The sequence below is a fragment of the Synechococcus sp. RS9916 genome (assembly GCF_000153825.1).
GTDB lineage: Bacteria > Cyanobacteriota > Cyanobacteriia > PCC-6307 > Cyanobiaceae > Synechococcus_C.
Map to the genome: position 1 here is coordinate 1270219 of NZ_DS022299.1, position 23639 is coordinate 1293857.

Below are 23639 nucleotides of genomic sequence, written 5' to 3' on the forward strand. Positions count from 1 at the left end.
TTCAGAAGGCCGTGACGGAGGGATCGGAACGCAACGTCACCGCTCTGCGGGACGACTCAGCACAGGTCGTCGGGGTTGGAAAGATCTTCCCCGGGTTGGCCAGCCCCTCCGGATCAAACGCCAACCGCAGCCTCCGCATCGTGGCCAGATCCTCTGGGCTGAACATCCAATCGAGATAGCAACGCTTGTCGGCGCCGACGCCGTGCTCTCCGGTGATGCTTCCACCCACCGCCAAGCACTCTCGCAGGATCGCTGCCCCCAGCTCCTTGACCCGCTGGTCCACCCCCGGATCATCCCGGCGATACAGGATCAAGGGGTGGAGATTGCCATCACCAGCGTGGAACACATTGGCCACGGGCAAGCCATGGTCCCGACTAAGCGCCTCGATCGCCGAAAGCACTTGGGGAAGGCTGCTGCGCGGCACCACTCCGTCCTGGACGTAATACGTCGGTGAGATCTGTCCGACCGCAGCAAACGCGGACTTGCGTCCTTTCCACAACAACGCGCGATCCGCTGCTTCATCCGCTCGACGCACAGCACGCGCGCCAGCCTCAACACAAAGGTCAGCAGCCCGATCGGAGGCCACAGCCACTTCCGCCGCCTGGCCGTCCAATTCGATCAACAACACTGCTGCGGCATCACGGGGGTACTCGTCGCGGCCGAACAGATCGTTGACGGCATTGATCATGAAGTTGTCCATGATTTCCATCCCCGCCGGCAAAACGCCGGCAGCCGTGACCCGACGAACGGCGTCACCTGCAGCTTCCATCGTGGGGAAATCCGCCAGCAGCACACTGACCTTTTCCGGAGCCCGCAACAGGCGAAGGGTGATGGCCGTGGCGATGCCGAGGGTGCCTTCACTGCCGATAAATGCACCGCGCAAATCGAGGTCCGGACTCTCGACCAGGTCGGAGCCCAGGGTCGTGACATTGCCATCGGGCAACACCACTTCCATGCCCAAAACATGGTTGCTGGTCACCCCATATTTCAGGCAGTGCACCCCACCGGAGTTCTCGGCGACATTGCCGCCGATGCTGCACACAACCTGACTGGACGGATCCGGGGCGTAATAGAAGCCATCTCCCGCGACCGCCCGCGTGACCCAACTGTTGATCACCCCGGGCTGCACGGTGATCGTCTGGTTGGGGAGATCAACCTTCAGGATTTCACGCATGCGGCTGGTGACGATCAGCAGGGCTTCCTGCTCCGTCACCGCACCGCCTGAGAGTCCAGTTCCACTGCCACGGGCCACAAAAGGAACGCCATGGGAATGGCAACAGCGCACGGTCTCAGCCACTTCTTCCGTGGTGCGAGGCAGCACAGCGAGGGGCGGCTGGTGACGGTCAATTGTCAAACCATCACAGTCGTAAGCAAGCAATTCCTGGCGCTTGCGCACCACAGCACCTGCAGGGAGCCGTCGGCTGAGATCTCTGTCCAGAGCTGCCCAGTCGTGAATCAAGGCTCTGCCATCTACCTCGGGCAACTGTGGCAGAACTGGCGTCTCTGGAGTAGCGCTTCAGTCACACTTCAGTCGCAGGTGACCGTTTTGGGTCAGGATGTTCCACGGTTTGCATCTGCCCCTTGGCATCCGTCCCCGTGACAGCTCCCACCCTGAACACCAGCCACTCCCAGGCCATCTTCAGTGCTGCCCAGAGCCTGATGCCTGGCGGCGTGAGCTCGCCGGTGCGAGCGTTCAAGTCGGTGGGCGGACAGCCGATCGTGTTCGATCGGGTGAAAGGTCCCTACGCATGGGATGTCGACGGCAATAAATACATCGATTACATCGGCAGCTGGGGGCCCGCCATCTGCGGCCATGCCCATCCCGAAGTGATCAGCGCTCTCCAGGAAGCGATCGAGAAGGGCACCAGCTTTGGGGCACCCTGCGCCTTGGAGAACACCCTCGCCGAAATGGTGATCGACGCTGTGCCCAGCGTGGAGATGGTGCGCTTCGTCAACAGCGGCACCGAGGCTTGTATGGCGGTGTTGCGCCTGATTCGCGCTTACACCGGTCGCGACAAGGTGATCAAGTTTGAGGGCTGCTACCACGGCCACGCCGACATGTTCCTGGTGAAGGCGGGATCCGGCGTTGCCACGCTCGGCTTGCCCGACTCCCCCGGGGTGCCCCGCAGCACCACGGCCAACACCCTCACCGCCCCTTACAACGACCTCGAAGCGGTCAAGCAGCTCTTCGCGGAGAACCCCGACGCCATCGCTGGCGTCATCCTCGAACCGATCGTCGGCAACGCCGGCTTCATCACTCCCGAGCCCGGTTTCCTCGAAGGTCTTCGTGAAATCACCAAAGAGCATGGCGCTCTCCTGGTGTTTGACGAAGTGATGACTGGCTTCCGCATCAGCTACGGCGGTGCCCAGGCCCACTTCGGCGTCACCCCTGATCTCACCACGATGGGCAAAGTAATCGGCGGTGGACTTCCTGTGGGTGCCTACGGTGGCCGCCGCGACATCATGGAAATGGTGGCTCCAGCAGGCCCCATGTACCAAGCGGGAACCCTGAGCGGTAACCCCCTTGCGATGACCGCAGGCATCAAAACGCTCGAGCTGCTCAAGCAACCCGGCAGCTACGACAAACTCACCGCCTCCACCGAGCGGCTGATCAATGGGGTGATGGCAGCGGCGCGCGAAGCCGGCCTGCCGATCACCGGAGGCAGCGTCAGCGCCATGTTCGGCTTCTTCCTCTGCGAAGGCCCGGTGCGCAATTTCGAAGAAGCCAAAGCCACCGATTCAGAGCGCTTTGGCAAACTGCATCGTGCCATGCTCGAGCGTGGTGTTTATCTGGCCCCAAGCGCCTTCGAGGCTGGTTTCACCTCGCTGGCCCACTCCGACGCTGACATCGACGCCACGATCCAAGCGTTCCGCGAAAGTTTCGCCGAGATTGCCTGAATCAATCAGCAAAACTTCTAGCCCTTCGAGGACAAAGCCTCGGAGGGTTTTTTAATGAAAACTTCACCGAAGACAACCACACAACAACAGAATTGGACTCAGTCAATGCAAGACATCATCAAACCCTTTATTGCATTGGCGTCCATTGGTCTGATGGCACCGCAAGCCCAAGCCCAAGCTTCCATTTCGCTCACCCTGCGTAATGGCGATTCCCTTAAAGGGATCAAGGTCGCAGAAGAGAGCGACGAAAAGATAATTGTTTTAATTCATCCTGATCTTGGGCGCCTTAGGATTCCGCGCTCAGCCTTGAAACCAAAGCGCACCACGCCTTGGAGTGGGAGTTTCGCGGCAGGAGTCAACGCATCCAATGCCGACAGTGACCTATCAGCTGGTGGCAACATCACAGCGACAGCCCAGTACAAGCAACCTCCCAACCTCTGGGAGGTGAAAGGTCAAGCGCAATATGCCATCTCCAAAGACAATGGAGACCTCGGAACAAGCGTCGACACCAATCAGGGGAGCGCTGATGTGCGATATTCCCGAGCTCTCAACAACACCATCAGTTTTTATGCCTCCAGCACGTTCAACTACAACGCTCTCAACAGCGTCGGAACAGAGACCCTGACAAGCTCAGTTGGCCTTGGCATCGACATCGTGAAGACTCCCACGACAATTTTGAATATCTCCTTTGGCCCCGCACTGCAAAACATCTGGGGAGGCAATGGGTGCGACAGCGATTCAAATTGCGGCATCATTTACCCAGCCAGCACTGCCCGCGGCGCACTGGAATGGTCGCCCCAAAAATCAATCAAGTTCAATCTCAGCAATCAGTTCACAGGAGGGTACGTGAACGGTTTTTCACCCAGCAATATCCTGTCTGGATCAATCAAGATTTTCCCTCTAGCCAATAAAAGCTTTTTTCTATCCCTAAACGGGCAGACGATCTACAACACTCTCCAAACCCCAAATATCGACAACTCAGCATCCTTCCAAATCGGAACCGAACTGAACTAAAAATCAGAGGCAAAACAGAACAATCACTTCTTCTTGCCATCTAGCAAGTCAATCAGCTGCTGCAACTTTTCAATTGACTCACGCACTGATGCAGCTTCAGGCATGGTGCCCTCTTCCATGACCGCCAAGTGCATTTCTTTGCACATGTTGCGGAGCTGCTGAATTCTCTGCTTCACATCAGCTTTCTTTTCAGCAGCAGTCGGCATCGCATTCCAAGCAATTTTGGCAGCTTACCATTTGCCATCAACGCCGAGTGTGGTTCGCCTGCAGAGCGCAGAACCCCCATCTCCAATCTCTCTCGCCCCCACAGGCTCGCTATGACACGAGACATCCCGGCCCAGGAGCAGGTCCGCAAGTGGTTTCGCAGCCACCTCCTCGGACGAGAACTGGAACTGCAGGAACTGTATGAACTACCTCCCGGCGATCTGGATCTCTTAATGGCCGAAACTGCCGAGATCCGCTCCGACACCGACAACAAAGCCCGCAGCCATGGCCGCTGGTGCACAGCCGGTTATGTGCTCGAACTCGCGCGGATCATCGATGCCCGCCGCAGCGCTGAAGACAGACCACTGCCGTGAGCCCTTCCCTCGCCGATCAACTCCTGGGCAAGGGGATGAATGAACTCGACATCAGCCTGGTGCTGGCGCGCCTGCAAGACGAGCACTACCAACTGGACACCACCGAGTTCCTCGCAGACGTACTGGCACCCAATCGCATCCAGGCGATCGAAACCTTCATCTGGGTGCACCTCAAGGCGAGCTTTGTGGGAAAAGCCTTCGCGCTCGATCCCAGCTTTCTCAAGGCCCATGTGGACTGGGCCAGCGCTTGGCGCCAATTACGTCAGCACCATGGCATCGGCTGCGTCCAACTCCCGAAAGAACCCGACCAGACACTGGTGCAGTTTGTTTTTGTGGCTGGGCCCAATGCCCTCTGCCCTGACAAACCAGCATTGAATCGAGACCAGGGCGACTCCACCTGCACCGACCAGCTCATCTGGGAACCATGATTCAGCAATGACGCGACATCTTGCCCTCCTGATCGCAGGACTGCTCCAGTCGACACCTGTGCTGGCCGAATGCAGCCGCGAGACCAAACGCGACCTTGCCAACAACGCTGTGGTGATTGGCGGACTGGTGGCGCTTTGCGGGCTACACGCAGACGGCCTGATCGCCACAACAGCTTTAGCGAGTTACCTGCAACGCGATGCGCAACGCATCCAAGAAGAGCCCGAAAACCTCAAAATGGTGCGTGCGGCAGAACAGAAATTCAAACGCGACTTCCCTGATTGCCCCATCCCCGGGATTTACTTCGGGCCCTAAATCAACAGGGGACAAACAGTCGAGCAAAGGCTGCAAGAACGCACAAAAAAAGGCAGCTTGACGCTGCCTTGATGGGTGTTCATTCGCCTGAAGCCAGGTCGCTTAGCGACCCTGCTTGTCACCAAAGCCCACGCACAGGCTCAGCAGCAGGAGCTTCCTCAGGAACAGCCGTGTAGGCCTGAATGCAGGCGGGCGTGTTCATATACCAGCTGAGCAGAGAGGTTTCCTGCTGCTCATTACTGAGGTTGTTGGTGTCGCAGACTTTCATGGGGCCCTGCAGCCGCTGATCCACAGGCAGGCGAGCCATCATGCCGTAGCTCGACAGCTTGCCATCTGCAGCATCGAGAATGATTGCGCTGCGAACAGATTGAACGCTGTTGGCCTGACTGTAATAAGGCGTGTAGTTGTTTTCCTGAATGCTCTCAGACAGGAATTGAACGCCCTTGTCGGAATAGAGGAAATTAGCGACAGCAGTCACATCAACGTCATATTCCTGCTGAAGCCCAGTCTCCAACTCCTCCTGAGTCCAACCGGACAGATCAGACAAATCGGGGGGGACAGGATTATCGATGGGCTTTTTGCCACCGATCGGCAGCAGCACATTGCTACGCACAAAACCATCGGTCACGGTACGAGCCGTCAGCTTTGGGCCTGCAAGCGCAGGAAGCGACGCTGCCGCCAAAAGAACAGCAGCACCGGCGAAGGGGAGAGCCTTACGCATGGAGAACATCGAGAGGTTCATCCACTGAGGTAGCCAGAGCCCTCAAAGCCCTGACCACAAGAGCATTCTTTTTTCAGTTTTGGAGCGCTTATCCAAAACCAAGCAAGATCATAATCAAGGAGCGAGTCCCACGCGTCGTATCTTAAGATTTGCGCCACATTCCTGTGGAGTCCTGTTGCTCGAGCTCGCCGCCAGCCTGCTGACCCCCGTGGCAGGCGCCATCACCTATCCCATCACCGACGACCATCCCGCCATCGACATTGCTTGCCGCAACGGAGCAGAGGTGCGCGCAGCCCATGACGGCGTCGGGCGATCCTCCTGGGATCGACGCATGGGGTGGACCTTCAAGTTGGCCGGTGGTTCAGGCTTGAAATCCAGCTACAGCCACCTCAAAACAACAGCCAAGCAGGGGAACTACAAACGCGGTGACGTGATCGGCCTCTGCGGCAACACCGGCACCTGGTCGACCGGGACACACCTCCATTTCGCCATGGAGCCCGTCAGCAAGTTGCGGCAATTCCATGCGTTTGCCCCACCAATACCGGATCAAGCGCCCCCCTCACCGAGCCGGCCCAGCCTGCTCGCCGCCATTGAAGATCTTGGGATCAAGGTCGATCGACTGGAGCGCTGTGGTGCCGCCAACCAACTCGCCGTCTACCACCGAGGAGCGCAACGCCTGTGCATCGCCAAAGCGCTCGATTCCAACCCAAAACTTCTGGAGAAGGTGGTGACCCATGAAGCCGTCCACATCACCCAGGACTGTCTGACAGGTCTGCACACCCCCACATCAGCCTCCCTGGCCAACCACTTGAAACAACACGGAGGCTTCAGTGACGCCACCATCAGCAAATTCTTTCAAAAGAACATCAACAACACGCGCCAAGTCGACGTTGCCACGGCATCGCTGAGTCCAGAAGAATCACAAATGGAGCTGGAGGCCTACGCCCTGCAAAACCAGGGTCCACTGGTCGCTGCCCTGCTGAACAGCCGCTGCAGCAAACCCCAGGGTTAACCAACCCTGCCAAGTCAACCCAGCCAGTCAGCCAAAAATGATCATGCGATCGGCAAGAGGCTGCACCACGCGGCCTGCCTGACCGGCTGGAGGAAACCCTCAGCGGTAGTTTTCAAACTGAAGGGGCACATCCAACTCCTCTTCCTTGGTTTTGAGCAACTGAATGGCTTGCTGAAGGTCATCCTTGCTTTTACCTGTGATGCGCAGGCTTTCACCCTGGATCGCCACAGTCACCTTCTTGAGGTCATCGCGCACACTTTTGCTCAACTTTTTAGCGATCTCCTGACTAAGACCCTTACGCAGTTTCACCACCTGCTTCACCCGGTTACCGCCCACCGCTTCAGCAGGCTGAAAGTCAAAGATCTTGAGCGAGAGATTGCGCTTGGTGGCCTTGGTGCGCAACACATCCTCCACCGCTTGCAGCGTCATATCGCTGGCGGTGGTGATCACCACTTCCGTCTCCTCGAGCTCGATCTCCGTGCCGGAATCCTTGAGGTCGTAGCGGTTTCCCACATCCCGACGCACCTGATCAAGCGTGTTCACCAGCTCCTGACGGTCGAAATCCGACACCACATCGAAGGAGTAGGTGCTGGCCATGGGAACTGATCAAACACAAGCTCTTCCACCCTATCGGTGGTAACGCCAGCTGCCCTTCACACTCTCACCGCACCACCGCCATTCCTTTCAATGGGTTGGATCAACCCACATCCGATGGATCTTTCCGCCCTGTTCACCGCCAACGCCGCGGCCCCCTATGCCTGGTCTCTCGTGCTGGCAGGAGCAGTCGTCGTGGCCAGCATCATCCCCCTTGGTGCAGCGCGTTCTCAGGCCGACTTCACGATGGCCGACATGGGAGCCCCGCGGGCCATGTTTGACCGTCTACCGGCCTGGGGGAAGCGGGCGAGCTGGGCCCATCAGAACAGTTTTGAAGCCTTCAGCCTGCATGCCCCAGCCGCGCTGTTGGCGCTCGTGGCGGCCCTCCAAACCGGCGCCCTACCAGGACTCGCCGCCGCCGCTGCGCTGCTGCAGCCCGCCCTGCGGTTGGTCTACATCGGGGCTTACGTCGGCAATGTGCCTCCCCTGAGAGGTCTGTGTTGGGCATCCGCCCTGCTTTGCACAGGCGTGTTGTACCTGGAAGGGCTCAGGTCTCTTCTATCCGCCGTGTGACTGCGCCCATTGGGCCAATGCTTTCGACGAATCACCGATCGAAGCAATCGACGCGTGCATGTAGGCCTCCCAGCCCTGCTCAGGCAGGCCTGCAAAGGCCATCAAATTGAGGGGATAGTGATCGGAATCGGTGCAGCGACGGAAGTCATCCCGGAATAGAAAGACGGGCTTTCCCAAGGCAAAGGCCACCCCCAGCTCCACCATCACCCCCTCATCAGGGGGGGTGCCGTTCACAATCGCGAACAGTCCATCAGCCTCTCGCACATCCTGCAGGCACTGCTGTGCAACTCCGTAGGCCCAACCCGGTTGGTTGAGATCAACGTCGCTGTTGCGCTGAAAGGGCTCCCAAACCGTGAGCCCAAGCTGCTCGAGTTCCCGCACGAAGGGGGGAAGCAGTCGTTCTCGACTGATCGCTGAGAAACCAAGCGGCGACGCCAGATAAATCGTCTTCCCCCCCATCACCAATCAATCCTGGCTTCCTTGAAACTTCTTCAACGCTGCCACCAAAGCAGCAGGTGACTGGGGATCCACCATCAACACGCTTCCGCCAGGCGCCTCCGCCAACTGCTCACCCATCACCATCCAATCCTTGGCCAGCATCAAACGCATCGCTTCAGCGGTCTTGGGATTGGCCTGCAAAGCATCCGCCATCACCAAGCCAGCCTTCGCCTTGGCCTCGGCAAGCACTTCCTGCTGCTTGGACTGCGCTTCTGCCTCCAACAACAGCGCCTCTTTCTGCGCTTTGGCATCGAGCACCAGGGCCTCGGCGCGACCGCGTGCTTCGTTGAGCTGCGCCTCCTTCTCTCCCTCAGAGCGGAGGATCGCTGCACGCTTTTCCCGCTCCGCCGTCATCTGTTGTTCCATCGCCTGCTGCACACCGGCGGAAGGAACAATGTCGCGCATTTCCACACGGGTGACTTTCACGCCCCAGGGGTCCGTGGCCTGATCCAGCTCACGCAGAAGCAGCTCATTCACCTCACTCCTGGTGGTGAAGGTCTGATCAAGATCAAGCTTGCCCATCTCTGCCCGGATCTGGGTCAGCACGAGATTGACCATCGCCGCTTGCAGATTGTCGACGGCGTAATACGCCCGTGAATGCTCCAGCAATTGCCAATACACAACCGCATCCACTTCGATCGAGACGTTGTCGCGGGTAATGCACTGCTGCGGTGGGATATCGAGCACCCGCTCCTTGAGCGATTCATGGCTCACCACCTTTTCCACCACGGGCAACACCAGAGACAGCCCAGGTTGCAATTCACGGTCGAACTTCCCGAGCCGTTCCACCAACCTTGAACGGCCACCACTGGTGACTTTCACACTGCCGGTGCCAAGCACCGCCAGCAGGATGAGGGCAGGGAGACTGAGGATCGCTTCCACATCCGCGACGCAACTGTGCGGACCATACGGAAGGTGCCTCGACGAAACAACCGCCTCCCCAGGACGGGCCGCTGGCATCAAAGTGGGTGAAGTCGCTTCCATCAGCACCAATGGCTGCGTTCTGGGTGCCCTTGATTTGGTTGGTGGTGGCCGTGGCGCTGTTAGCGCTTGAACTGGCTCAGCCGAGCTTCGACGGTCTGATGTTTGCGGCCCTGGCAGCGCTCGTGGTGTCCGTGCTCACCGCCCTGGGCCCTCTACCCACACTGATTCAAATGGCACTGTTCGTGCTGATCACGGTTGTGGGCACCCTCTGGCTCACACGCTGGTCAGCCAGTCGCAATCCCGAACCAAGCACGCAACACCAACAGGAGGAACTCGCGGATGTGCTGAGTGCAATCCCAGCGGGCAGGGAAGGCCGGGTGCGCTGGCATGGGCAAAGTTGGGCCGCCAGCTCACTGGATCTCGACCGTGACCTAGAACCCGGCGAACGGGTGCTCGTGGTGGGCCGGGATGGCACGCAACTCCAGGTGATGGCCACCACCATCGACGTCAGTCGAAAAACAGAAGGCTGACCACCTTCCCCATTTCCTCAGCACTGCGGCAACTGTTGAGCAGAGTTTCACTGTCGTGAAACGCCAGACAGATCAACTGGTCGCAACGGTTGATGATGTCTTGATTGCAAAGACTGCTGGCCAGAGGCAACGGCAGATCGTCCTGCTCCGGTTTTTCAATCAGATGCAGCACCCGATCCAGACTTTCTCGGATCTCTGGCAGTTGCCGCTCCAGGCTCTGAGGCAACAAGACGGTGAGCTTGGAGGGATCTACCTCCAACACGCCGCGAATGACTGCCGCGTTGACACCCTGCGCCCCGGATGTGACCAAAGAGTGGCCTTCCTGAGCCAAGGATCGGGCGATCAGTTCAACCAGATGAATGGCCACGATCGGGACATGGCGACTCCCAAGGATTGCAATCCTTCGCTTGCCTTTGTCCTGGAGAAGGGCCAGTTCCTGGGCAAGGGTATCGACCTTGTCGAGGGCAGGGAGATCAAGGGAGCGGCTCAAAGACATCCCGCCAGTAGCAGTTTGAAATTAGCAGCAATTTCCCCAGTCAGGGAGCCGAAAACAGGGCCGTTTTGGCAGATGCGCACAAGGGCCCTGCGAGATCAAGCGGCCAGCCCCAGGGCGGCAAACAATCGCTCGAGCTGACAATGCTCCTCCACTAAACGGAATGCATAGGTGGCCTTCACCGCCTCATGCAGACGCACATGACCAAAGGCCTGTTCGATCACTTCAACCGTGGCCAGAGTGTCGCGCTCCACCTTCAACAGCGGAACCTCCAATTCATCAGCGCGACTGATCAGCTGGGGCAAAGGCTCTCCAGCACCCGTGAGAATCAAACACTGGGTGGATGCTTCCAGTGCCGCCAACTGAATGTCGGTGCGGTCAGCACCGGTGACCACGGCCATGTTGCGACGGCGGCGGAAAAACTCCATCGCCGAGTTCACATTCATGGCGCCAATACTCAGCGTTTCCACCAAAAGCTCAAGGCGCTCCTCGCAGCAAATCACCCGGGCATCAAGACGGCGCACCAGTTCCCCAACGGTGACGCTGCGCAGCAAAGGTGATCGGGGCATCACCCCAAAGACAGCCAACCCCAGCGACTCCAGTTCAGGCACAACATGGCGCTGAAGGGTCTCCACCTCATCGGGCGTGACCGCATTGAGAACGATCCCCGCCAGTCTTTCGCCCAACTGATCACGGGCCGCCAGCAGAGCATCGACACTGCGGCTGTCTTGCCAAAGGTGCACCAGCACCACAGAGGCATCGAGCCCCTGGGCCAATTGACCAAGGCTGAGGCCGTAAAGAAGACCTTCGTGCAGGCTGCCGGCAGCTTCCAGCAAGGTCACGGTGCTGTCGACAGCTTTCAGCTGCTCCTGCAGTCGCGCAAACCCTTCGCCTGCATCAAGGGTTCCGGCCTCGAGGCGCTGATCAGCGGTGGCGGGAGCAAGCAGATGCAGAGATGGAATCAGCTGATCTTCTGTCAGACCGAGGGTGGTGCCGATGAAACGAACGTCGTCATCGATGAGCAGATCCGGAAGTGGGCCTGCCTCGGGAGTCCAGTCCAGGCTGGTGGCCAGTGGCTTGCCGAAGCGCACGGCATGGCCGGCTGCTGCCAGCTGACGCGCCAAACCCAGCACCAGGGCTGATTTCCCACTGAAGGGCTCGCACGACCCAATCAACAAGGTGGATCCCATCACCAGCTCCAAGCGCCCTTGTGGGACTCAATGTAACGGCCCCGACTCGACTGATTCGCTCGCATCGTGCTCCAACAAGAGCCATTGCCAAAACACGTCCGGTAGATCCTGAACACCAGCAGCAGGCTCGACCTGCATCAAAAAGGTGGCGAGCTGATGGGCAGGCATCACGAAGTCGTAGTGCAGCCCAGCTGAATCCGGGAAGGTCAACTCACATCGGCAGGGCGTCAGCGGTGCTCGCACGCTGCCCCAGGTCAAAACGAAAGCATGGCTATGGCCAGCATCCAGCGCACGGCTCCCTTCCAATCGCCCTCGATGCAGCTGAGGCAAGGTCCGCCGTAAGGCGTCCTCCTGCTGCAAGCCTCCGCAATAGGGAGCGAACAGGGCAATCTGAGCTGCTTCAGCGGGGCCACCCACAGGCTGCTGCTGGGATTTCTTCAAGGATGCCCCAAGCTGGGGCAATGGCCCACTCTTCTGCACCGTCAGCACTCAAGTCCCCTTGGCAGGGGTTGCGAATCGGTATCACCGGGGTCCGTGGCGCCCTTGGGCAGGCCCTGTGCCGTCAGTTTCTGGCCCAGGGCGCCGTGGTGGTGGGCCTGAGCCATGGCCCCCGTCCGCAAAGCGAAGACCCATCCTCGGCACCTCAGGAATGGACGCAATGGCAGTGCGACCAGGAAGACGCGCTCGACTCAGTTTTGCGCACCCTCGATGTGCTGGTGCTCAACCACGGCATCAATCCTGCAGGGGATCAACGCAGCGAGACCCTTTCGAAGGCCATCACCATCAATGCCTTGAGCAGCTGGCGCCTTCTCAACCGCTTTGAAGCCATCGCCACGACTTTTCCCCAGGAGGGGCGTCCCCGCCAGCTTTGGGTCAACACCTCCGAAGCCGAGATCCAGCCTGCGCTGAGTCCTGGCTACGAGCTGAGCAAACGTCTGATCGGCCAATTGGTCAGCTTGCGTTGGAGCAATCGCAGTGCTGAACAACGTCAACGGATGCAGCTGCGGAAACTCGTGCTTGGCCCGTTCAAATCCGAACTCAATCCCATTGGCCTGATGTCAGCGGACTGGGTTGCGCAACAGGTGCTGTTGCAGGCACGGATGAACTTGTCATTAATCATCGTGACTCCCAATCTGCTGACCTACCTGCTGATGCCGGTGAGCGAATTGGGGAGAGCGATCTACAACCGCCTGTTCAATCGCCCCGATCCGTGAGGATCTCGCAACCGTCAGAGGTGACCACGATCGTGTGCTCCCACTGCGCGGAAAGGCTGCCGTCACGGGTGACGACGGTCCAACGATCCTTCAAGGTGCGGCAGTGCTTGCTGCCGGCATTGAGGATGGGCTCCACGGCCAAGGTCATGCCTGCCCGCAGCTTCACGTTGGGGAGTTCATCGGTGCGGAAATTGAACACCGACGGCTCCTCGTGCAGATTTCGGCCAACACCATGACCGGTGTAGTCCTCGACCACACTGAAACCATTGGCAGCAACGTGGTCTTCCACGGCACCAGCAATGTCAAGGAGCGTGTTGCCAGCCTTGATTTTTGCCAACCCAGCCATGAGGGATTCCCGGGCGACGCGGCTGAGGGTTTGCGCTTCCTCGGGAGCATCACCCACACAGATGGTGATGCAGCTGTCGCCGTGATAACCGTCGAAATAAGCCCCGGTGTCCACCTTGAGCAGGTCACCGTTGCGGATCACCCGTTTGTTGCTGGGGATCCCGTGCACCACTTCGTTATTAATGCTGGCGCAGATGCTGGCTGGGAAGCCGTGATAGCCCTTGAAGCTGGGAGTCGCTCCCATTTCGCGGATCCGGCGTTCCGCGATGGCATCAAGGTCACCGGTGGTCTGGCCGGGTTCGACGGACCCCATGATTTCCCGCAGCACCGTGGCCACGATTCGGCTGGCCTCAGCCATGATCTTGAGCTCGCGCGCCGACTTGACCTCCACCCCGCGGCGCTGCTGAATGCGCGGTCCTGTAGCGGTTGCTTTGCCACCGTTGGAAGCAGCCAAAAGGTCAGCGAAGAGATTCATCGAAAGGGCGCACGAGATGGCTGGGATGTCGCTGCAGGCGGGTCCTGAAGTCCGCGGCCAACTCGACTGTCCTGTTTTCACGCTATCAATATCTGCAGCTTCAGGAGAGGGTGATGCCGTGGCTGCGCCGCATCCGCCAGCTGCATCGCTGGGTCGCCCCCTTCGTCGTGTTGCCGTTGCTGATCAGCCTGACCACAGGGGTGGGTTACCGCATCGCCCGTGACTGGGGAGGCCTGACAAGGGATCAGGTGCACTGGCTCATGAGCCTGCATGAGGGGGAATGGCTAGGCCCCCGGTTGGAACCGGTGGTGGTACTGCTCAACGGCCTCGGCCTGCTGTGGATGCTGGTGACCGGAGCGACCTTGGCTTGGCAGCATTTGCGCGGGGGCCAGCAAAGGCCTCAGGAACCAGGGAAGGTGAAAGGGTAAGCTGGTTGTTTGGCGTGATTACCCGGAGCTGGGATGGCAGCGGATCCGAAAGAGACTTCCGTAAAGGAAGAAGCCACTGAAGTGGCCAACAGTGACGTAGCTGTCGCCGATGCTTCCGCCAAGGCGAAGAGCGGAGCAGCAGCAGTCAAGCTCAGCGCCCAGCAGCTGATCCACGACTTTGAAGCAGCTCAGAAAAAATCTGAACTGCCCGACATCTATGTGGGCGACACCGTGCGTGTCGGCGTCCGCATTAGCGAAGGCAATAAAGAGCGTGTCCAGCCCTACGAGGGCGTGGTGATCGCGAAGCGTCACGGTGGCATCAACGAGACCATCACCGTGCGCCGTATCTTCCAGGGCATCGGTGTTGAGCGTGTGTTCATGATCCATAGCCCCCAAGTCGCCTCCATCAAGGTCGAGCGTCGCGGTAAAGTGCGTAGGGCGAAGCTTTTCTATCTGCGTGACCGGGTGGGCAAGGCCACTCGTGTGAAGCAGCGCTTCGACCGCTGAGGTTCCGGCCTCAAACCCGTCCAAAAACCATTGCTTGCGATGGTCGAGGGGTTCATCGCCTTGCGCCGTTAGTTCAGTTGGTAGAACGCAGGTCTCCAAAACCTGATGTCGGGGGTTCGAGTCCTCCACGGCGCGTCCGATGACCCCTCATGCACATTTCTGAGTTCGAGCATGGAGTTGGATCTTCAACCTGGTGATGTTGTGAAGGTGCTCGAATCAGCCGCCCTTGGCTGGGTTCGGGCCCGAGTGATTCGGGTTAAGTCTGGTGGTCGCGTGGTCGTTCAAAGCGATCAGGGGCGTGAATTCACGGCCCGCGGCAATCAGGTCCGATTGATTGAGCCTGCAGGTTTTCGTCCCTGACTGGCATGTCATCTCTTGAGCTCCGCCCACCAGCGGAGCTTTTTTTGTGACTGGGTTCAAGCTGCAGCCGCCAGTTGCAAATCAGGAAATTGTCCAGCCAAGCTCTCGCAGCGGTGGACCAGCCAGGCCTTGAGCTCCTGAAGAGATGGCTGATGCTGAAGGTCCCTACGCACCACAAGGGCTTCGCCGCTGATCAAGCCCAGGTCATAATCCAGTCGCACTAAGCCGGGCATCGCTTGCAGGGCAAGCGAACTGGCGTAGGTCAACGTGACCTGATCCTCAGTGCGCCCCTGCCACAACTCAGGGCGAAACCGTTTCATCCGCACCCGGTTTTGCCAGAGACCATGGGAACGCAGCACGGCCTCGGTCTTGGGAAACAGCCCTGAGGGCAAAGCCAGACTGGGAAAAGGGTCGAGATCCTGATCGGTTAAACCCGACCGCCCGACAAGGGGGTGATCCGCAGCAGCCACAAGATGCACAGGGGTGCGGCAAAGATCGACAACAGCCAACTCGGGATCGTGTTCAGGCAGATCCGGCTGATAACTACCGATCCATGCATCGATCACGCGCTCACGCAACAGCTGCAGCGGACGCTCCATCCCCACGTGATCCCAGACCCCTCCTTCCCAGCCCTGCGGCAAGGGATCAAGAAACGCCGGTGCAGCCCAGAAATTGGCTTCAATCCTGAGGGGATGGCTATCAGGATCGCGCTGCAAACGCTTGAACTGATGCACCCGCCGCTCCATGAACAGCAGGGTTGAGTCCCCATCAAACTGCCACTCCCCACGCACCCTCTCGAGAGCCAAATCAAACAACGCCAAGGTCTCCACGTTGTTCCGCGACACCGTGCTCTGGGAACAATGCAAACGCTGAGCAGCCTTGTCTCCAGACCGCAACCAGACGGTGGTGTCGAGCATGCGCAGCGCGTCAGGCGAAAGCATGAACCGAAGGAATCCCTGAATGGCGAACTGAGTGCTGCCATTAAGCACCGCGCAGCGGAGCCTGCGTCAACAACATGACGACAAGACTCGATTCCATCCGAAACCTGCATAAATCAGCCCAGAGAACCAGTTGGTTGACGGAGGGCAGGGCTGAGGTCGATACTTTCTTGGTCGCTGAAGCGACACAGGGCAACCGCAGGTGATTCATCTCCTGAGTGGTTACACCTGGGACCGTAGTTCAATTGGTTAGAGCACCGCCCTGTCACGGCGGAAGTTGCGGGTTCGAGCCCCGTCGGTCCCGTTCCAAAAGCCCCACACCACAGTGTCGGTTCGAGTTCGTCTGGCTCCCAGCCCAACCGGAACCCTTCACATTGGGACGGCCCGCACGGCAGTTTTCAACTGGTTGTTCGCTCGCAACTGCGGTGGATCGTTCCTGCTGAGAATTGAAGACACCGACAAGGAACGGTCAAAGCCGGAATTCACCGAGAACATCCTGCAAGGTCTTCAGTGGTTAGGGATCGACTGGGACGAGTCGCCCGTGATCCAAAGCGAGAGGATTGAGCATCATCGCGCTGCAATCCAGACCCTGCTCGATCGAGGGTTGGCCTACCGGTGTTACGCCAACGAAGACGAACTCGAAGCGATGCGCGAGGCGCAAAAATCCTCCAATCAGGCCCCCCGCTACGACAATCGTCATCGCAATCTCACGCCTGAACAGGAGGCGGCGTTCCAAGCTGAAGGGCGGGAGGCCGTAATCCGCTTCCGCATCGACGACAGCGCTGATATTCGCTGGAAGGATTTGGTGCGCGGTGCCATGAGCTGGCGCGGTGCCGATCTGGGTGGCGACATGGTGGTGGCGCGCCGTGCACCTGCCGATCAGATCGGAGACCCCCTCTACAACCTGGTGGTCGTCGTTGATGACGCCGCCATGGAGATCAGCCATGTGATCCGCGGAGAAGATCACATCGCCAACACCGCCAAGCAGATCCTGCTTTACGAGGCGCTTGGGCTTCCTCTTCCCACCTTTGCCCACACCCCTTTAATCCTCAATGCTGAGGGGCGCAAGCTGTCCAAGCGTGATGGCGTCACGTCCATCAATGATTTCCGTTCGATGGGTTACACACCCGACGCCATTGGCAATTACATGACCTTGCTGGGCTGGTCTGTGCCCGAGGGCATGGAGGAGCGATTCAGCCTGGCTCAGGCGGCTGAAGTGTTCAGCTTCGATCGCGTCAATAAGGCCGGCGCCCGTTTTGACTGGGACAAACTCAACTGGCTCAATGCCCAGGTGCTGCATGCCTTGAGCCCGGAGCAGTTGCTCGATGCACTCCAACCGCTCTGGGATCAGCAAGGTTGGTCTGTGCCCAGCGATCGTGCGTGGGCTCTTGCCCTGGCTGAACTGCTCGGCCCTTCCCTGACCTTGCTGAAAGACGGCATCGATCAGGCCGCACCCTTCTTCAGCGAACCAGCACTGGAAAGCGATGCTCTCGCTCAGCTGGAGGTTGACGGTGCTCGCCCAGCCCTCCAGGCCCTAAGCAGCCTTCTGGAAAGCGATCCCTGGGATGGACTCGATCCAGACCGTGGCAAGGAGTTGCTTGGTGCCGCAGTCAAAGAAGCCGGCGTCAAGAAAGGAGTGCTCATGAAGACACTCCGCGGTGCTCTGCTTGGACGACTCCAAGGCCCAGACTTGATGACCACCTGGGGCCTATTGGCCCGGCTCGGCTGTGATCGACAGCGATTGCTCCGCTGCTTCTGAAGCCGAAGCTGACAACCCATCTTCAGCCGCTGGTGCCACCAGTCCGAGCACTTTGGCTAGGGGTTGGGCTGTGAGGCCTTGGAGGCCAACAGTCATCAAGATGGTGAGAAACACCAGACCCTGCAGTCGGCCAGCACCCAGCACACCGGCTTGTTCCAAGCGAATCGCGAATAAAGAAGCCACAGCTGCGGTCACGATGCCGCGGGGCGCCAACCAACCCATAAACAATTTCTGACGCCAATCCAGCGGCTGACCCACCGTCGCCAGGCTGACGGCCACCGGGCGCACCACAAGCATCAACACCAGAACACAGCTCACGCCACCCCAGCCCAGAGGGCTGAGTTCAGCCCAGGAAACGTCGGCCGCCAGCAAGGGGAACAGCATGGTGATGGCCAGCCGAGCCAATTCACGAATCACCTCATCCAACTGAGCGGCATGGGTGGCAGGCCGTCGACCAACCACCACCCCTGCGGCAACTGAAGCGGGCAGACCCGATTCAGGAAGCAACCATTCACAGGCCCCAAACATCAGAAACAACATCCCCAGGGTGATCTGCAGGGGCAATCCCACCGAGGGATCGGGAGGCAGGCGTCGTAGTCCCTCAGACAGCAACCAACCGAAGGTCAGTCCGATCATCACCCCACCACCAAGGCGGGCCAGAAGGCCATAGGCCAGTTCACGCCAGCCATGAAGATTGCCCAACAGCAACTCCAGCAGCAGTAGCGCCAGTACAGCGCCCACCGGTTCAAGCACCAGGCCCTCGGCTTCGAGCACATCCCCCAGTGGGGGGGCCAGACGAATCTGTTGAATCAAGGGGGTGACCACCGTGGGCCCCGTGGCCAAAACGATGGCGCTGTACACCGCCGCCACCGACCAGTTCAATCCAGCCAGCCAATGGGCTGCCAACAGAGCCCCCCCGAGAGACAGCACCAATCGGACCACCGAGATGCGCAACACGGTGGCCTTGATCGTGTCGCCGGGCAGACGCAGGTTGAGGCCGCCATCAAACAGCACGAGACTGACCAGCAGCCCAACCACCGTTCCCAGGCCCTGACCAAGATCAAGGGGCTCCACCAGTCCCAGCCCGGATCGACCGATCAGCAAGCCAGACAACAGCAGAAGTACCACACCGGGCAGCCCCGTCAGAGCCGCCAACAGACGTGCAGAAGCTCCCGCAAAAACGGTGACACCCCAAAGCAGCCCCAGCCTCTCAGGCGTCATCGAGAGAGGAGAATTGCGGCTCCACCCGGAGCCCGATCACTGCGTCGGGGCGCACCACGAGATACTCCCCAGATAACTCCTCCCCGAGGGGCACATTCACAAAGCCCGCACTCTCTCCTGCGTTGACCAAACCCTGATACCACTGCTGAAACTGCTCGAGGGTCGGAAAGTGCACCAACTCGGTCTGCCCCCCGATCAGATGGAGTGAAACGGCATAACGGCGGGGGGTGCGAGTCATGGATGAACCGTACCTGCCGGAACCATGGCCACAGGATGCCGAATCCGGGGACTCTCCGCCGCGAACCAGGATTGGGGTTGCGCTGAAGCCGGGAGATACAGGGGATGGCGAGGGTGACCGGCGCGGGTCCGCCCCAGGCAGAACGGTCCCATGCCCCCGGTCTTGTGGCGCTGCACGACTAACGCCTCCACACGATCCAGCAACCAACGATCGCGATCCCGAAGACAGCCGTTAGCTCCCCAGCCGAACCAGAGATCCCAGTGGGAGCAACGGGACCACTTTTTCAACCAGTGGTCAAGAACGGCCTCGTTGGCAGGGCCCACCGGCCGCTGATGACGGCGCAAGGTGGCGGGGGAAGGCGTGATCAAAGCGAACAAATTGACCACGACCAGTCGCCGGTAGCCCCACTGACGCGCAAACGCGGACAGCCTGCGAAGGGTGGGGTCATCCCTGCTGGCATCGGCCGTTGATGGGTTCAGACCACAAAAGATCAACCCATGGCGCGCAGGATCCGCAGCAATGTGAGAAGCGCATGTCTGCCAAGAACGCCCCAGCAACCAGCGGTAGCGCCCGCTGGAACTGAAGGCTGCACAACCGGTATCAGACCTCAAGCAAGGCACGGGCGGCCTCAAGGATGCGAGCACTGGCCTGGCCATCGCCGAAGGGGTTCACCGCCCGGGCCATGGCGTCATACGCCTGGGGATCACTGAGCAGTCGATGGGCCTCCTCGGCAATGGTGCCGGCATCCGTACCCACCAAACGAGCCGTGCCGGCCTCAACCGCTTCGGGGCGCTCCGTGGTGCGGCGCAACACCAACACCGGCTTCCCGAGTGCCGGAGCCTCTTCCTGCAACCCGCCCGAATCGGTGAGCAGCAGAGTGCACCCTTTCATGGCTGCCACCAAACGGTCGTAATCCAGGGGCTCGGTCAGGACCACACGGGGATGGTTGCCCAATAAGGCCTGAAGCGGCTCTCGCACCGTGGGGTTGCGATGCAATGGCAGAAGAAGAGCCGTGTCCGGATGATCATTGAGCACCTGGAGCATGCCCTCGGCAATGGACTGAAGACGCTCTCCCCAGTTTTCCCGGCGATGTACCGTCGCCAGGATCACCCGTTGCCTGCTCCAGTCGATGGCAACGTCGTCCAGCTGTGGAGCACGCTCTGCCATGCGCAGCAAGGCATCAATCACGGTGTTGCCCGTGACCATCACCTTGCCCACCACACTCGAGGCCAGGAGGTTGCTCTCCGATTGCTGGGTCGGAGCGAAGTGGAGTTGGGCGACCTGGGAAATCAGCCGGCGGTTCGCCTCCTCTGGGAAAGGATCCAGGATGTTGTCGGTCCGCAGCCCCGCTTCCACATGGCCGACCGGGATCTGCTCATAGAAGGCAGCGAGGGCTGCAGCAAAGGCTGTGGTCGTATCTCCCTGAACTAGCACCAATGACGGGGGATAGGCCTGAAAGTCATCTCGCAGCCCCTGCAGTGCCGCACAGGTGACATGCGTGAGGGTCTGCCGGGGGGCCATCAGGTTGAGGTCCTGGTCAGCCTTGAGGCTGAACAAGTCCATCACCTGGGTGACCATCTCCCGGTGCTGGCCGGTCAACACGACCCGGGTCTCCAGCAGCTGGCAAGCCTGAAATTCCTGAATTACTGGAGCGAGCTTGATCGCTTCCGGCCGGGTGCCGAGGACAATCGTCACCCTGGGCTTGCCAGCCATAGGTTTCAGCAAGACCACCAAACCTTAAGCGGGAATTCCGCTTGCCAGATCGTCAGACATGGCGAAGCTGAAATGATCAGCGCCCGCTGCCGCCGTGACCAGTCCGGTTTTTCCGCCCGGGTTCCCCCCCCGTCCACCTCAAGAGACGGCAGGAGAGTCGAGCCGCTCAGCCGAATCCAGCAGCCCGCCCTTACCCCTCGGCCTCCCGCTACCGCCTTCCGACGCGAGCACCAAGGCTGCCCCTGCCAAGGCCGAGGCCCCCAGCCTGGAAGACCTCGTGCGCACCGCGCACGAGGCGGGCCACTCGGATGTGCATCTCGGGGTTGGGGAACAACCGCGCTATCGAGCCAGGGGTGAAATGCTCACCAGCGAATGGCCGGTGACCACTGCCGCGGTCTTTCAGGGCTGGATGCAGGAGATCCTCAGTCCCCTTCAAATCGACGCCTTCACCACCCAGAAGGAATTCGATGGATCCCATGCCTTTCCATTTGTGCGCGTGCGCATCAACCTGCTCGACTCCCTGCGGGGACCGGCCATGGTGCTTCGCCTGATCCCCCAGACGATCCTCAGCCTTGAGCAACTCAAGCTGCCGGACGTCCTGCGTGAATTGGCCGCCAGACCCAAAGGCCTGGTGCTGGTCACCGGGCCAACGGGTTCTGGGAAAAGCACAACCCTGGCGGCCATGATCGATTGGATCAACAGCCATCAAACGCGCCACATCCTCACGATTGAGGACCCCGTGGAATTTGTGCACACCAGCCGTCAGTCCTTGATCCGCCACCGGGAAGTGGGACAGCACACACTCAAATTCCACAACGCCCTGCGGGCCGCTCTGCGGGAAGACCCTGACGTGATTCTCGTGGGAGAAATCCGCGACAGGGAAACGTTGAGCACTGCGCTGGAAGCATCCCAAACCGGTCATCTGGTGTTTGGAACGCTGCACACCAACTCAGCCGTTAAGACTGTGGAGAGGGTGCTGGGGATGTACCCCCCCGACGAACAGGACAGTGTGCGACGAGCCCTGTCTGAGTCGCTGCTTGGGGTGATCGCCCAAGGACTGATTCGGACGACCGACAGCAAACGCGCCGCCTTCCACGACATCTTGATCAACACAGATGCCTGCCGGGATTACATCCAGCGAGGTGCCCTTGATGAAGTGGAGGAAATCATGGAGCGCAGTGGATTTGATGGCATGGTGACCATCAATCAATCCCTGCTGGCTCTTGTCGAAGCAGGAAAGGTTGACGGCGAGAAGGCGGTGGCGGTGAGCCTGAAGCCCAATGAATTGGCGCAGGCACTGAGAGGACGAGGCTGACGATCAGGACAGGCCGCCGCTCACCAAGCGAACAAGCAACAGCACAGCCAGACCAACCGACAGACCCAACATGGCGAGGCGTCCATTCCAGATCTCAGCTTGAGGCGTGAAGCCCCGACGCCAAGAATTCAGCTCTCCGCTCGAGACATTTTCAACCTGACCGCTGTCAGGCGCAGAATCAGATGCCATTTTCAACGATCAACTCATTTGATCGTAAAGACAATGGCGATCTGATCGATGGATCAGAAAGGTGCAGGCTCGGACTGCAGGGCGGACGCCTGTTCAAGAGGCCACCGGGCGGAGACACCGAGGGACAGGGAACTGAAGGGAGTCCCCCGGATCAGCCGCTGCAAAGCTGCAGCCCCCACCATCGCGGCGTTATCCGTGCAATAAGCCAGGGGCGCACATTGCACGCTGACGCCTGCAGCCTGACCGCGCTGCATCATCAGGTTGCGCAAGCGACGATTGGCGGCGACACCTCCCACCATCACGAGGGTGCTCAGACCCTTCTCCCTGCAACAACGCAGGCTGCGGTCCACCAAGACATCGGCCACCACCTGCTCAAAACTTGCCGCCAGGTCAGCCAGAGGGAGAGTTTCAGTTTGAGAGCGCAGCGCTTCCACCTGGCGCAACATCGCCGTTTTCAGGCCGCTAAATGAGAAGTCGTAGGGGTAGAAGCCTCCCTCCGGCCGTTTCACCCGTCCCTTCGGCAGCGCAAAGCGGGTCGGATCCCCCCCCTCGGCAACCGCCTGGATGGCAGGGCCTCCGGGATAGGACAACCCAAGCAGACGCGCCACCTTGTCAAAGGCCTCTCCGGCCGCATCGTCGTGGCTACGACCCAGCCGCTCCATGCCTCCTTGCGCATCGACACGGATCAACTCGGTGTGACCACCACTGACCAGAAGTACTAAATAAGGAGGACGAGGAGGCTCTGGGGCCAGCTGCACCGAAGCCAAATGGGCTTCGAGGTGATGAATCGCCAGGAAAGGTCGTTGATGCAGCACCGAAAGGGTGCGGGCCGTGACCGAACCGACCATCAGGGCACCGACCAACCCCGGAGCCACGGTGGAGGCCACAGCGTCTAGATCCGCAAACACCACACCGGCATCCTCCAGAGCGGACTCCACCAGCCGAGGAAGCGCCTCCACATGACGACGGGACGCAATTTCGGGCACAACACCGCCCCACTGGGCATGTTCCTCCACCTGGGAGGCGATGCCTTGGGAGAGCACCTCCAGCTTGCCGTTCCGCCACTGCACGACAGCAGCAGCCGACTCGTCACAACTTGTTTCGAGGGCCAGCACGGTTGTCATTGGGTTGGGCAGCCTCCCCTAGTGTCCGCTTGTGACATCCTGCCGTT

At 59.8% G+C, this 23639-nt stretch carries 31 protein-coding genes and 2 tRNA genes; 16 read left to right on the forward strand and 17 right to left on the reverse strand.

Features of this window, described 5'->3' with window-relative positions; genetic code table 11:
- Window position 1: 1 nt before the first annotated feature.
- A complete protein-coding gene (locus RS9916_RS06825; protein ID WP_038024309.1) occupies window positions 2–1459 on the reverse strand; it encodes an FAD-linked oxidase C-terminal domain-containing protein in 1458 nt (485 codons plus the stop codon).
- A gap of 137 nt (window positions 1460–1596) precedes the next feature.
- On the opposite strand from RS9916_RS06825, the gene hemL reads away from it, so the two are divergent.
- The gene (gene hemL, locus RS9916_RS06830) at window positions 1597–2898 is read left to right on the forward strand and encodes a glutamate-1-semialdehyde 2,1-aminomutase (RefSeq protein ID WP_007098582.1); all 1302 of its coding nucleotides are present in this window, start codon (window positions 1597–1599) and stop codon (window positions 2896–2898) included.
- Between the two features lie 54 nt (window positions 2899–2952).
- Window positions 2953–3912 (forward strand): DUF481 domain-containing protein, encoded by a 960-nt coding sequence (locus RS9916_RS06835; protein ID WP_007098583.1) that lies wholly within the window; start codon window positions 2953–2955, stop codon window positions 3910–3912.
- Window positions 3913–3935: 23 nt separating this feature from the next.
- Here RS9916_RS06835 and RS9916_RS06840 read toward each other — a convergent pair whose 3' ends face one another.
- Window positions 3936–4118: a hypothetical protein gene (locus RS9916_RS06840; RefSeq protein WP_007098584.1), complete on the reverse strand. Its 183-nt coding sequence runs from the start codon at window positions 4116–4118 to the stop codon at window positions 3936–3938.
- Between the two features lie 111 nt (window positions 4119–4229).
- Here RS9916_RS06840 and RS9916_RS06845 point away from each other — a divergent pair, with 111 nt between their 5' ends.
- The 3 genes from RS9916_RS06845 to RS9916_RS06855 are packed head-to-tail and all read left to right on the forward strand — an operon-like array spanning window position 4230 to window position 5231.
- On the forward strand, window positions 4230–4490 hold the full coding sequence (locus RS9916_RS06845; RefSeq protein ID WP_007098585.1) for a hypothetical protein: 261 nt from the start codon (window positions 4230–4232) through the stop codon (window positions 4488–4490).
- On the forward strand, window positions 4487–4918 hold the full coding sequence (locus RS9916_RS06850; RefSeq protein ID WP_007098586.1) for a hypothetical protein: 432 nt from the start codon (window positions 4487–4489) through the stop codon (window positions 4916–4918). The genes RS9916_RS06845 and RS9916_RS06850 overlap by 4 nt, the downstream gene beginning before the upstream one ends.
- A gap of 7 nt (window positions 4919–4925) precedes the next feature.
- Complete coding sequence (locus RS9916_RS06855; protein ID WP_007098587.1) at window positions 4926–5231, forward strand: hypothetical protein; 306 nt, start codon at window positions 4926–4928, stop codon at window positions 5229–5231.
- Window positions 5232–5349: 118 nt separating this feature from the next.
- On the opposite strand, the gene RS9916_RS06860 is transcribed toward RS9916_RS06855, so the two are convergent.
- The gene (locus RS9916_RS06860) at window positions 5350–5952 is read right to left on the reverse strand and encodes an alpha/beta hydrolase (RefSeq protein WP_038024313.1); all 603 of its coding nucleotides are present in this window, start codon (window positions 5950–5952) and stop codon (window positions 5350–5352) included.
- 175 nt (window positions 5953–6127) lie between these two features.
- Between RS9916_RS06860 and RS9916_RS14125 the strand changes: the two genes are divergently transcribed.
- On the forward strand, window positions 6128–6964 hold the full coding sequence (locus tag RS9916_RS14125) for a M23 family metallopeptidase (RefSeq protein ID WP_007098589.1): 837 nt from the start codon (window positions 6128–6130) through the stop codon (window positions 6962–6964).
- A gap of 99 nt (window positions 6965–7063) precedes the next feature.
- Here the strand turns inward: RS9916_RS14125 and RS9916_RS06875 are convergent, their stop codons facing one another.
- Window positions 7064–7561, reverse strand: coding sequence for a YajQ family cyclic di-GMP-binding protein (locus RS9916_RS06875; protein ID WP_007098590.1), 498 nt, complete (start codon window positions 7559–7561; stop codon window positions 7064–7066).
- A 114-nt stretch (window positions 7562–7675) separates the two neighbouring features.
- Between RS9916_RS06875 and RS9916_RS06880 the strand changes: the two genes are divergently transcribed.
- Window positions 7676–8131 carry an MAPEG family protein gene (locus RS9916_RS06880; protein ID WP_038023419.1) on the forward strand — a complete coding sequence of 152 codons (456 nt, stop codon included), beginning with the start codon at window positions 7676–7678 and terminating at the stop codon, window positions 8129–8131.
- On the opposite strand, the gene RS9916_RS06885 is transcribed toward RS9916_RS06880, so the two are convergent.
- Together RS9916_RS06885 and RS9916_RS06890 are read right to left on the reverse strand one after the other, a co-directional pair.
- Window positions 8117–8590, reverse strand: a complete 474-nt coding sequence (locus tag RS9916_RS06885; RefSeq protein ID WP_038024319.1) for a nucleoside 2-deoxyribosyltransferase — start codon at window positions 8588–8590, stop codon at window positions 8117–8119. The two genes, RS9916_RS06880 and RS9916_RS06885, sit on opposite strands and share 15 nt — an antisense overlap.
- Window positions 8591–8596: 6 nt before the next feature.
- On the reverse strand, window positions 8597–9511 hold the full coding sequence (locus RS9916_RS06890; protein ID WP_007098593.1) for an SPFH domain-containing protein: 915 nt from the start codon (window positions 9509–9511) through the stop codon (window positions 8597–8599).
- 110 nt (window positions 9512–9621) lie between these two features.
- Between RS9916_RS06890 and RS9916_RS06895 the strand changes: the two genes are divergently transcribed.
- Window positions 9622–10083, forward strand: a complete 462-nt coding sequence (locus RS9916_RS06895; protein ID WP_007098594.1) for an NfeD family protein — start codon at window positions 9622–9624, stop codon at window positions 10081–10083.
- On the opposite strand, the gene RS9916_RS06900 is transcribed toward RS9916_RS06895, so the two are convergent.
- The 3 genes from RS9916_RS06900 to ebsA all read right to left on the reverse strand — a co-directional run bounded on the left by RS9916_RS06900 (window position 10061) and on the right by ebsA (window position 12207).
- Window positions 10061–10579, reverse strand: a complete 519-nt coding sequence (locus RS9916_RS06900; RefSeq protein ID WP_007098595.1) for a hypothetical protein — start codon at window positions 10577–10579, stop codon at window positions 10061–10063. The two genes, RS9916_RS06895 and RS9916_RS06900, sit on opposite strands and share 23 nt — an antisense overlap.
- A 95-nt stretch (window positions 10580–10674) precedes the next feature.
- Window positions 10675–11766, reverse strand: coding sequence for a phosphotransacetylase family protein (locus tag RS9916_RS06905; protein WP_038024321.1), 1092 nt, complete (start codon window positions 11764–11766; stop codon window positions 10675–10677).
- A 27-nt stretch (window positions 11767–11793) separates the two neighbouring features.
- On the reverse strand, window positions 11794–12207 hold the full coding sequence (gene ebsA / locus RS9916_RS06910) for a type IV pilus biogenesis protein EbsA (RefSeq protein WP_050752256.1): 414 nt from the start codon (window positions 12205–12207) through the stop codon (window positions 11794–11796).
- A gap of 20 nt (window positions 12208–12227) precedes the next feature.
- Between ebsA and RS9916_RS06915 the strand changes: the two genes are divergently transcribed.
- Window positions 12228–12980, forward strand: a complete 753-nt coding sequence (locus tag RS9916_RS06915) for an SDR family oxidoreductase (protein WP_232199544.1) — start codon at window positions 12228–12230, stop codon at window positions 12978–12980.
- Here RS9916_RS06915 and map read toward each other — a convergent pair.
- A complete protein-coding gene (gene map / locus RS9916_RS06920; RefSeq protein WP_007098599.1) occupies window positions 12961–13800 on the reverse strand; it encodes a type I methionyl aminopeptidase in 840 nt (279 codons plus the stop codon). The two genes, RS9916_RS06915 and map, sit on opposite strands and share 20 nt — an antisense overlap.
- A 113-nt stretch (window positions 13801–13913) precedes the next feature.
- Here map and RS9916_RS06925 point away from each other — a divergent pair, with 113 nt between their 5' ends.
- From RS9916_RS06925 to RS9916_RS06940, 4 genes are all read left to right on the forward strand, one after another.
- On the forward strand, window positions 13914–14228 hold the full coding sequence (locus tag RS9916_RS06925; RefSeq protein ID WP_007098600.1) for a hypothetical protein: 315 nt from the start codon (window positions 13914–13916) through the stop codon (window positions 14226–14228).
- 33 nt (window positions 14229–14261) lie between these two features.
- On the forward strand, window positions 14262–14735 hold the full coding sequence (gene rplS / locus RS9916_RS06930) for a 50S ribosomal protein L19 (RefSeq protein ID WP_007098601.1): 474 nt from the start codon (window positions 14262–14264) through the stop codon (window positions 14733–14735).
- 62 nt (window positions 14736–14797) lie between these two features.
- Window positions 14798–14870, forward strand: a tRNA-Trp gene (locus RS9916_RS06935).
- Between the two features lie 36 nt (window positions 14871–14906).
- Complete coding sequence (locus RS9916_RS06940; protein WP_006043540.1) at window positions 14907–15095, forward strand: hyperconserved protein Hcp; 189 nt, start codon at window positions 14907–14909, stop codon at window positions 15093–15095.
- Window positions 15096–15151: 56 nt separating this feature from the next.
- Here RS9916_RS06940 and RS9916_RS06945 read toward each other — a convergent pair whose 3' ends face one another.
- Complete coding sequence (locus RS9916_RS06945) at window positions 15152–16036, reverse strand: LysR substrate-binding domain-containing protein (protein ID WP_038024325.1); 885 nt, start codon at window positions 16034–16036, stop codon at window positions 15152–15154.
- 227 nt (window positions 16037–16263) lie between these two features.
- On the opposite strand from RS9916_RS06945, the gene RS9916_RS06950 reads away from it, so the two are divergent.
- Both RS9916_RS06950 and gltX read left to right on the forward strand, forming a co-directional pair.
- Window positions 16264–16337, forward strand: a tRNA-Asp gene (locus RS9916_RS06950).
- Window positions 16338–16358: 21 nt separating this feature from the next.
- A complete protein-coding gene (gltX, locus tag RS9916_RS06955; protein WP_007098603.1) occupies window positions 16359–17792 on the forward strand; it encodes a glutamate--tRNA ligase in 1434 nt (477 codons plus the stop codon).
- Here gltX and RS9916_RS06960 read toward each other — a convergent pair.
- The 4 genes from RS9916_RS06960 to wecB are packed head-to-tail and all read right to left on the reverse strand — an operon-like array spanning window position 17742 to window position 20964.
- On the reverse strand, window positions 17742–19013 hold the full coding sequence (locus RS9916_RS06960) for a sodium:proton antiporter (protein ID WP_007098604.1): 1272 nt from the start codon (window positions 19011–19013) through the stop codon (window positions 17742–17744). The genes gltX and RS9916_RS06960 overlap by 51 nt on opposite strands.
- Window positions 19003–19251 (reverse strand): hypothetical protein, encoded by a 249-nt coding sequence (locus tag RS9916_RS06965; RefSeq protein ID WP_007098605.1) that lies wholly within the window; start codon window positions 19249–19251, stop codon window positions 19003–19005. The genes RS9916_RS06960 and RS9916_RS06965 overlap by 11 nt, the downstream gene beginning before the upstream one ends.
- Window positions 19248–19871, reverse strand: coding sequence for a DUF1643 domain-containing protein (locus RS9916_RS06970; RefSeq protein WP_232199545.1), 624 nt, complete (start codon window positions 19869–19871; stop codon window positions 19248–19250). The genes RS9916_RS06965 and RS9916_RS06970 overlap by 4 nt, the downstream gene beginning before the upstream one ends.
- Entirely contained in the window at window positions 19852–20964 is a 1113-nt protein-coding gene (gene wecB, locus RS9916_RS06975) for a non-hydrolyzing UDP-N-acetylglucosamine 2-epimerase (protein ID WP_038023427.1), read from the reverse strand. Before wecB ends, RS9916_RS06970 begins: the two co-directional genes overlap by 20 nt.
- Before the next feature lie 94 nt (window positions 20965–21058).
- Here wecB and RS9916_RS06980 point away from each other — a divergent pair, with 94 nt between their 5' ends.
- Window positions 21059–22279, forward strand: coding sequence for a type IV pilus twitching motility protein PilT (locus RS9916_RS06980; RefSeq protein WP_007098608.1), 1221 nt, complete (start codon window positions 21059–21061; stop codon window positions 22277–22279).
- A 3-nt stretch (window positions 22280–22282) separates the two neighbouring features.
- Here RS9916_RS06980 and RS9916_RS06985 read toward each other — a convergent pair whose 3' ends face one another.
- Together RS9916_RS06985 and tsaD are read right to left on the reverse strand one after the other, a co-directional pair.
- Window positions 22283–22468, reverse strand: a complete 186-nt coding sequence (locus RS9916_RS06985) for a hypothetical protein (RefSeq protein WP_007098609.1) — start codon at window positions 22466–22468, stop codon at window positions 22283–22285.
- Window positions 22469–22521: 53 nt separating this feature from the next.
- Window positions 22522–23592 (reverse strand): tRNA (adenosine(37)-N6)-threonylcarbamoyltransferase complex transferase subunit TsaD, encoded by a 1071-nt coding sequence (gene tsaD / locus RS9916_RS06990; RefSeq protein WP_007098610.1) that lies wholly within the window; start codon window positions 23590–23592, stop codon window positions 22522–22524.
- Window positions 23593–23639 lie beyond the last annotated feature (47 nt).